6 protein-coding genes and 1 tRNA gene are annotated in these 7,934 nt (G+C 63.6%); 1 reads left to right on the forward strand and 6 read right to left on the reverse strand.

What is annotated here, in order from left to right:
* Window positions 1-187: 187 nt before the first annotated feature.
* From OXU43_01790 to OXU43_01815, 6 genes are all read right to left on the reverse strand, one after another.
* Complete coding sequence (locus OXU43_01790) at window positions 188-808, reverse strand: peptidylprolyl isomerase (GenBank protein MDD9823901.1); 621 nt, start codon at window positions 806-808, stop codon at window positions 188-190.
* Window positions 809-1,097: 289 nt separating this feature from the next.
* On the reverse strand, window positions 1,098-2,042 hold the full coding sequence (locus OXU43_01795) for a MipA/OmpV family protein (protein ID MDD9823902.1): 945 nt from the start codon (window positions 2,040-2,042) through the stop codon (window positions 1,098-1,100).
* 84 nt (window positions 2,043-2,126) lie between these two features.
* Entirely contained in the window at window positions 2,127-5,270 is a 3,144-nt protein-coding gene (locus OXU43_01800) for an efflux RND transporter permease subunit (protein ID MDD9823903.1), read from the reverse strand.
* Window positions 5,271-5,279: 9 nt separating this feature from the next.
* Window positions 5,280-6,566, reverse strand: a complete 1,287-nt coding sequence (locus tag OXU43_01805) for a biotin/lipoyl-binding protein (GenBank protein ID MDD9823904.1) — start codon at window positions 6,564-6,566, stop codon at window positions 5,280-5,282.
* A gap of 128 nt (window positions 6,567-6,694) precedes the next feature.
* A tRNA-Phe gene (locus tag OXU43_01810) sits at window positions 6,695-6,770 on the reverse strand.
* A gap of 53 nt (window positions 6,771-6,823) precedes the next feature.
* Window positions 6,824-7,096: an oxidative damage protection protein gene (locus tag OXU43_01815; GenBank protein MDD9823905.1), complete on the reverse strand. Its 273-nt coding sequence runs from the start codon at window positions 7,094-7,096 to the stop codon at window positions 6,824-6,826.
* A gap of 292 nt (window positions 7,097-7,388) precedes the next feature.
* On the opposite strand from OXU43_01815, the gene tsaA reads away from it, so the two are divergent.
* Entirely contained in the window at window positions 7,389-7,808 is a 420-nt protein-coding gene (gene tsaA / locus OXU43_01820; GenBank protein ID MDD9823906.1) for a tRNA (N6-threonylcarbamoyladenosine(37)-N6)-methyltransferase TrmO, read from the forward strand.
* Window positions 7,809-7,934 lie beyond the last annotated feature (126 nt).

Raw genomic sequence — 7,934 nt, forward strand, 5'->3', positions numbered from 1 at the left:
ACCGATGGTCCGTTCCTCCTACCACGCCGATCTGCAGGCCGGCGAACGGGCCGGGTAGAGAGGGGGCCCCGCGCAGGGCTCCTACTCTCTTGCGAAGCAGCGAGGGTTCCCGAAAGGCGTTCGGTCTCCGTAGAGCCCTACAGGAGGCCGGCGCCCGGATTTCTCGCCTGCTATGCGGACCTGTGTCCTAAGGTTTTGGCTCCGCTTCCCCGGCCCCTTCTTCCGCTGCGCTCACCAGGGAAGCCCGGCGTATGACGATGTCCTCCACGGGCACGTCGCCGTGCGGCCCCGCCCGGTCGGTATCCGCCTGGGCGATCTTGTCCACAGTCTCCAGGCCCTCTACCACCTGCCCGAAGACGGCGTACCCCCAACCCCTGGGAGTCTTGGCGGTATGGTCCAGGAAGGCGTTGTCCACGAGGTTGATGAAGAACTGCGCCGTGGCGGAATGCGGGTCGGAGGTCCGCGCCATGGCCACGGTGCCGCGGCGATTGCGCAGGCCGTTGTCCGCTTCGTTGCGGATGGCGCTGCGCGTGCTTTCCCGCTGCTCCATTCCCGGCTTGAAGCCGCCCCCCTGGATCATGAAGCCGGGGATGACCCGGTGGAAGATCAGTCCGTCGTAATAGCGGCTTTCCACGTATGCCAGGAAATTGCGCGCCGACTCCGGGGCTTTGTCGGGGAACAGCTCGATCACGATATTGCCCGCGCTGGTCTCCAGCAACACCTGCGGCTTCTCCGCCGCCCCTCCGCCCGCGGGCAGCGCCGCCGCCGCCAATATTGCCCCCGATAACCAAATTTTTCTGTACAACATTGCTTTCCTCCTCGGCCCGCCGCCGCTTATCTGTCGTGATGCGCTCGCAACATGCCCTGGCGCGCCCGATCCGACCGCCGCCGCGCGCCCGGCAACCGCGGCAAATATAACCCCATCGTCTCCTGGCGTCAGTTTTTTCTGGCCGCCGTGTCGCGCAAGCCGCGTTCTCCCCGCGTTCCGGGAGTGCCCCGCCCGGGCTCCCCCGCTCCCGGAGTCGTCCGCTCCTATCGGACGGACATCGGAGACCGTCCGCGGCGCCGGGGCGATGCCGGAGGCTGCCCCCGCCGCCTCACCAGGTGAAGCGGCGCGCCACAGCCAAGCCGACGATGAACTGGTTGTCGTCGCCCTCCAACTCCACCAGCGGGCTGTCCGCCGCGTCGCCGGCCATGAGGCTGTACTCGGCGATGAATTCCACACTCCACTTGGGCCGGAACTGCCACTGCAGGGATGCATTCACGCCGTAACTCTTGATGCCCGCCTCGGCCTCGTAGCGTTCGTACTCCACGAGGCTCTGCCGTGTCCGCCGTACCATATTTCGCGCCGTCACCTCTGCATCGCTGACGCCGAAGTAGGCTTCCATGTAATCGTCCGAGGCCCACGTCGCGGACAGGCCCAGCGTCATGAACAGGGTCTCGTCCGCGGTGAGTGGGAAGGGCGTCTGCAAACCGAAGTCGATCAGGAGGCCCTCGGGGCCGTCCAGCGCCTGGTTCAGGGAGACGTAGGCTTCGGCGAAGCCTACGTAAGCCGCTACCGAGCCGCCCACCGTGACCGCCTCGTCCACCTTGTCGAGGCCGATCAGCGCATCGTTGTCAATGCCGCCGAGCGAGCCTCCGGCGGAGTCTTCATCGTTCTCGCGCCCGAAGTCGTAGCCTACGTTAACGCTCGCCGTGAACCGATCCAAGTCCACCAGGGTCACGTTCAGTCCATCGTCGGGAGAGATTCCGATCCAGTCGCGGTAGCGGAGCGACAGCACGGGCAACGGCAGGGGATCGTAATCGTCCGAACCCTCGTAGTCCGGGGCGTAGGCGCCGCCGAATCCGAGATCCAGTGCCCAGTTGCCCTCTGGCCCGCCGCGCCCCCGGTCCTGCGCCGCCGCCGTCTCCGCGCCGACCGCGCACCACCCGGCAACGGCAACGAATGCCAGTGCGGCAAGGGAGCGCTGGAATCGAAGCAGGGGGAAGATCCTTGTTCCCCAAGGTGCCCCACAAGGGATGCTTACATTGAATAATTGCATAACGGAATCCTCCTCCTTTCCGTACCGTAGGTTGTTAGGGGGATAAACACATATATATTATGTTTTGTCAATAGGGAAAGGCGGTTATGAGGCGGCCGTTTCCGCATGGCGCCCGGTGGCGTAGGGCCCGGCGCCGAACCGTTGTGCCGCGCTTTCATAAAGATGCAACAGCGCCGGAATCATCAGCAGCACGATGAAGGAGGCGAAGGCGAGGCCGAAGGCGATGGTGGTGGCCATGGGAATCAAGAATTGCGCCTGCAGGGAGGTCTCGAACAGGAGGGGCGTGAGCCCGGCAATCGTGGTGAGGGAGGTCAGGATCACCGCGCGCAGGCGCTGGCAGGCCGCTTCGATCACCGCCTGTTGCGGCGCCATTTTTCCGTCGCGCAATTTTTTGTAGAAGGTGACGAGGATGATGGAGTCGTTTACCACGATGCCGGCCAGGCCGAAAAATCCGAACAGCGAAAGGATGGTCAGGTCCAGGCCCATCCACAAGTGGCCCCAGATCGCTCCGACCAGGCCGAGGGGAATAACGCTCATTACCAGCAGCGGCCAGGCGTAGGAGCTGAATACCCAGCTCAATACCAGATAGATGAGAATCAGGCCGAACAATACGCCGCGCTTCATTTCGCCCAGGAGTTGCGCGGCCTCTTCATCGTGGCCTTTGAAGCGGATCGTGATGCCGTGGTTTTCTTTAAGGCGCGGCAAAACCGTTTTCGCCAGCCCGGCGGTAATCTCTTCCGCGTTATTGACGCTTGCGTCCACGTCGGCGGCGATGGTGATGGCGGATTTGCCGTTGGTGCGCAGGAGCAGGTCGAAGCCGCGTTGCGAATGGTAAGTCGCCACCGAGGATAGCGGCGCGTTGCCGCCGCCGGGTAGAATTACCGGGAAGTCGTCCAGGCTTGCCAGGTAATTGCGTTCGCGGTCCGGCAGCACCACGCGCACCTCCACGTCGTCAACGCCCTCGGAGAATTTTTGCGCCACGTAGCCGTCGTAGGCGGCATGCAACTGGCGCCCGATCTCCGCCACCGTCAGGCCGAGGGATCGGCCTACCGGGGTTAACTCCATTACCAACTGCCGGTTGCCGTAGGGCATGTTGTCGCCGATGCCGGATACCCCGGGGATTCCCGAGAGATGGTTGGCGAGCGCCTCTGCCGCGGCCTTTACTTTGGCGGTGTCGTCGCCGTTGAGCTCCAGTGTCAGTTCGCGTCCGGGCGGCCCGGCCGTCTCCTCCACGATGGTAATTTGTTCCAGCCCGGGGGCCTCCATGAGGCGTGATTGCCATTCTTCGATAAAGCGCTTATTGCGTACGCTGCGGCTGTCCGGCACGGTGAGTTCCACCCAGATGGAGCCGTAGTGGTCGCCGGAAGAGGAGGCGGCGTCGAAGCGCCGGATGGTTCTTTCCCTCACTATGGCCGCGGATACCAGTCGTTCGCCCTGGCCCAGGGCTCGTTCCGTTTCGTCCAGGGTTTGCTTCATGTGCTTCAGGTAGCGGCTGACGTCGGCCTGCGGCGTGCCCGAGACGAAGGTTACCTCGGCGGTCATGATGCGGCCCTCGGGCGAGGGAAAAAAAGTGAACTTGGTCCAGCCGCCGGCGACCAGGCCGCCGGTGATGAGGATCGCGGCCAGGCTGAAGGTTACCGTGGCCCAGGCGTGTTGCACCGCGGCGGTTGCCAGCGGCCGGAAAATTTTCTCGCGGAAGTCGTCAAAGGCGCGGTCCAGGCGCAGGCGCAGGCCGGCGGGGCGGTGGCTGCCGACTTTGCGCAACGAGTGATGCAGGTGACCGGGCAGGATGAAGAAGCATTCCACCAGCGATGCGGCGATCACGCAGATCACGACCGTGGGGATGGTGCCGAGGATGGCGCCGAAGATGCCGCCGAGGATCAGCAGCGGCAAAAATGCGGCGACGGTGGTGCAGGATGAAGCGATCACTGGCGCCAGCATGTGTCTTGCGCCTTCCACCGAGGCGTCCAGAGGCCCCGCGCCTCGCTGGTACCGGGTCAGGACGTTCTCGCCGACGACGATGGCGTCGTCAACGATGATGCCGAGGGCCATAATCATGGCAAACATGCTGAGCATGTTGATCGTGCCGCCGGCAAAGTAATACACGCACAGCATTCCGAGAATGGAGATGGGAATGCCGGCTGCGATCCAGAATGCGATGCGCGCGGTTGTGAACAGGTACAGAATCAGCACCACCAGGATTAGTCCGCCGGCGCCGTTTTTCAGCAGCAGATTGATGCGTTGCTGCAAAAATACCCAGCTTTCCCCGGCGACGGCAAGGGTGACGCCGGCCGGCAAATTGGGGCGGACGTCGGCGAGCCACCGCTGCAGAATGCGCGCCGCCTCCAGACTGTCGTTTTTTTCGATCCGGAACAAGGTGAGTTCGATGGCCGGGTTGTCCTGGTAGTAAAGCGTCGCCTGACCGCTGCGCGAGCGGCGTCTGACCTCGGCAATGTCGCCGAGGCGCAACTCGCGTCCATCGGCGTCGCTGACGAACGGCATTTGTTCGAACGCGATTTCGCCGCGGCGCTGGTTGAGAAAGCGAATCTGCTGCAGGCTTTCGCTGCGGCCGGCGGCCCCGCCCGGGAGGTCCTGCGAAAAAGAAGAAAGCCGCTCGCCGATGTCAACGAGAGATAAGCCAAGCTCCGCGATTTTCAATTGCGGCACCTGGATTGCGATTTCTTCCGACGGCAGGCCGGCCATGGTGACCTTGGAAATGCCGCGATCCAGCAATTGGCGCTCGTATTCCCGCGCCAGCAGCGCCAGGTCGCGCAGCGGCGCGCCGCCGGCAAGGATCAATTTGGCGATGTCCTCGTAATCCACGGCTCGGGTCACGTTCGGCTCTTCGGCGTCAGGCGGCAGGTTGTTTACCCCGTCCACTTCCTGCTTCACCTGATCGGCGGCATGATCGAGGTCGGTGCCGTCCTTGAATTCCACGACCACGATGGAGACGCCCTCGCGCGACGTGGAGGAGATTCGTTTCACCAGGTCCACATTGCGCATCGCCTGCTCCAGCGGGACGGTGATGGACGACTCCACATCGTTGGCGTTGGCGCCGGACCATGTCGTCGTCACCGTAATGGTGCCCAAGGTGAAGTCGGGAAAGAACTGTTTGTTGAGTTGCAGCAGCGCCCAGACGCCGCTGGTGCACATGATCGCCATGCTGAGGTTGGCCGCCACCGGGTGGCGCGCGAAGACAGCGATGAGCCCTTTATGCGAATCGGTCATGGTGCCAGGTCATGGCGCCGGCGCTTCTGTTGCCCCGGTTTCGACGACGCGCACCGGCAGGCCATTCACCGCATTCGGCAGCGGGGAAATCACTACGCGGTCGCCGTCGCTCAGCTCGTCAGAGTACACCAGCACGTGATTGGTGCGGTCGCCGTCGGTTGGGAAAGTGCGCCCGGCAACGCGCACCGGCGCCGCCTTGAGTTTGCCGTCCGCTACTTTGAACACCTTGTTTTGCCCGTAAAGCGCTTGCCTTGGCGCCGCTATCACGCGCGGCTCCGGCGCGAGCATCAGGGTCAGTTCCACCACGCGCCCGAGTGCCGGCACGAAATCCGCCTGCAGGCGGAACAACGCATCCACGCCGCCCTGGCCCTGCCGGATGTTTGCGCTCAGGCGATGCAGAACCAGTTCCAGGCGCATGTCGTCCACCAGCGCCGTGCCGCGAATCTCTTGTCCCTTGTCGCTCATGCGGCGCACGCCGGGCAGGTCGCGGTCGGGAATTTGCGCCCGCACTTCCACCAGGGAAGTGTCGAACATGGCGACCAGGGAATCGCCGACGCGCGCCCGGTTGGCGGGAGATACGTGGACCGCGGTGATGCGGCCGTCGAACGGCGCCCGGACCGTAGTGCGTTCTATATCGCGCAGCACCTGGTCGTGCAGCGCCTCGGCGCGCTTTTTGCGCGCCAGCAGCGTTGCCAGGCGCGCCTCGTGGTCGTTCACCGCCTGCCGGCGCTGGACCAGCTGCAGCCCTTCCCGCTGCAGCCTGCCGCGGGCGTCGTCCAGTTGCGCCCAGGAGCCGCTTTGCGCTTCGGCAAGACGACGCATGCGCTCGACGGATTTTTGCGCGAGCTGGTAGAGCATGTCTTCCCGCTCCAGGGATTTTTGGTCGGCTTCGTAGCGTTCGGTCTCGCTTCGGATCGAGGCATTGGCCTCCGCCACATCGGCTTGGCGCTGTTTCAGCAGCAGCTGCAAATCTCCATCGTCCATTTCGACGAGTACATCGCCGCTCTTGACTTCCTGGCCGGCCAGGACGCGCACTTTCGTTATCTCGGCGGCAACGCTGGCGCTCAGCACGGTTTCCCGGGGCGATTCCACCACTCCGTACAACCTTAGCGCTGGACGCAACGTTTTCCAGGCGACGGTTTGCACCGTCACCGGCCAGACCTTCTCCCGGGCGTCGCCTGGCAGCGGCGCCGGCTGCCTTTGACTCAGTAACAGGAAGGCGGCAACGCCGATGCCCAGAAAAGCCAGCGGCAGAGCGCGATGCTTATGCCGCCGGCAAAGTTGCGTGATATTCATCGGCGGGATTATAAGGGCTTATGCCCCGGCTCTCCCGCCATGCCGCGGGCGTTCTTGTGGCCCGGCTTTTTGCGGCCATGTCCGGCCCGTGGCGCTCCCCGAATCCCCGCCAAGCCGTTGCGATGAAATGGTGGCCAGGGACGGAATCGAACCGCCGACACAGGGATTTTCAGTCCCCTGCTCTACCGACTGAGCTACCTGGCCTGGGGATGGGGGCATGTCTGCCAATGGCGGGCCGCGCGGAGAAGCCGCCGGGATTACGATGCGGGAGCCTGGTAATCCGGGGGCTTTTCCGAACCGGCGCCGAAGAAAAATTTCTCCATCTCTTTTTCCAGGAAACGCCGGTCCTTGGGGTCTATGGGAGTGAGTTTGTATTCGTTAATCAGCATGGTCTGATGGCGCAACCATTCTTGCCAGGCATCGTTGGAGACGGATTCGTAGATACGTTTGCCCAGCTCGCCAGGGTAGGGCGGGGCGTCCAGCCCCTCCAGCTTTTTCCCCAGTTTGACGCAATCCACGATTCTGCTCATCTTTTGTCTGCCGCCTCTTTTGCCTGCTTGCCCGGCACGGGGCGCCGCCCTCCGGGATTTTCACAACCTTTGTACGGTCCGCCTCGGCGGGCGCGAGGGGCCAGTATAGCGGAAAAATTTTCCCAAATAATCGCTTGCCCGGGGCGCCCCCGCCGAGTCGGCGCTCCATCGGCACGGCCAGCCGCCGCCAGCGCCTGGCCGTTGCCTGTGCGGGGGGGAGGATTCGGCACCCCGCCGGCCCTCGTTGTGCCTGTGATATTGTAGGCAAACCGGGAGCGTGGGGAGGCAACTCATGAAGCGGCAAGATGAAGAAGTCATCCCTCATTTGGCACTGAAGGCGATCGGAGTGGTGCACTCCAGCCTGAAGACTGTGCAAGACCCGCCTCCAGAAGGGCAACACCGCCTACAGGAGGCCGTTCTGGAAATCTTTCCCAGATACTGTCTGGGTCTGGCGGGCCTGGAGAAACTGCGGCGCATAGTAGTGATCTACTGGTTGCACCAGTCCGAACGAGAGGTTTTACGGGTCTATCCGGGGGGGGATCGCAACAAGGAGATGATCGGGGTGTTTTGCAACCGCAGCCCGCTGCGGCCAAACCCGGTCGGCATCGGCCTTGTGGACGTGCTGGGCGTGAACGTCAACCGGATCCGGGTATGCGGTCTGGATGCGGTCAATGGGACTCCGATTCTGGATCTGAAGGCGCCGTCCCCGTAGGGCCGCAAGCCGTTACGCAATCGAAGGGAGGAAAAGCGGCTCTCTCTTATCTGCCATGGAGCCCCGCTTTCGTACGCATCACTCCCCCCTTGAGGGGGAGTCGGCAAGACGAGGGCGCAAGCCCGA

The organism is Gammaproteobacteria bacterium (assembly GCA_028817255.1).
GTDB lineage: Bacteria > Pseudomonadota > Gammaproteobacteria > Porifericomitales > Porifericomitaceae > Porifericomes > Porifericomes azotivorans.

Bases quoted from the DNA above. Each gene is read 5' to 3' on its own strand.
- OXU43_01790 (MDD9823901.1), bottom strand. From the start codon at position 808: ATGTTGTACAGAAAAATTTGGTTATCGGGGGCAATATTGGCGGCGGCG.
- OXU43_01795 (MDD9823902.1), bottom strand. From the start codon at position 2,042: ATGCAATTATTCAATGTAAGCATCCCTTGTGGGGCACCTTGGGGAACA.
- OXU43_01800 (MDD9823903.1), bottom strand. From the start codon at position 5,270: ATGACCGATTCGCATAAAGGGCTCATCGCTGTCTTCGCGCGCCACCCG.
- OXU43_01805 (MDD9823904.1), bottom strand. From the start codon at position 6,566: ATGAATATCACGCAACTTTGCCGGCGGCATAAGCATCGCGCTCTGCCG.
- OXU43_01815 (MDD9823905.1), bottom strand. From the start codon at position 7,096: ATGAGCAGAATCGTGGATTGCGTCAAACTGGGGAAAAAGCTGGAGGGG.
- tsaA (MDD9823906.1), top strand. From the start codon at position 7,389: ATGAAGCGGCAAGATGAAGAAGTCATCCCTCATTTGGCACTGAAGGCG.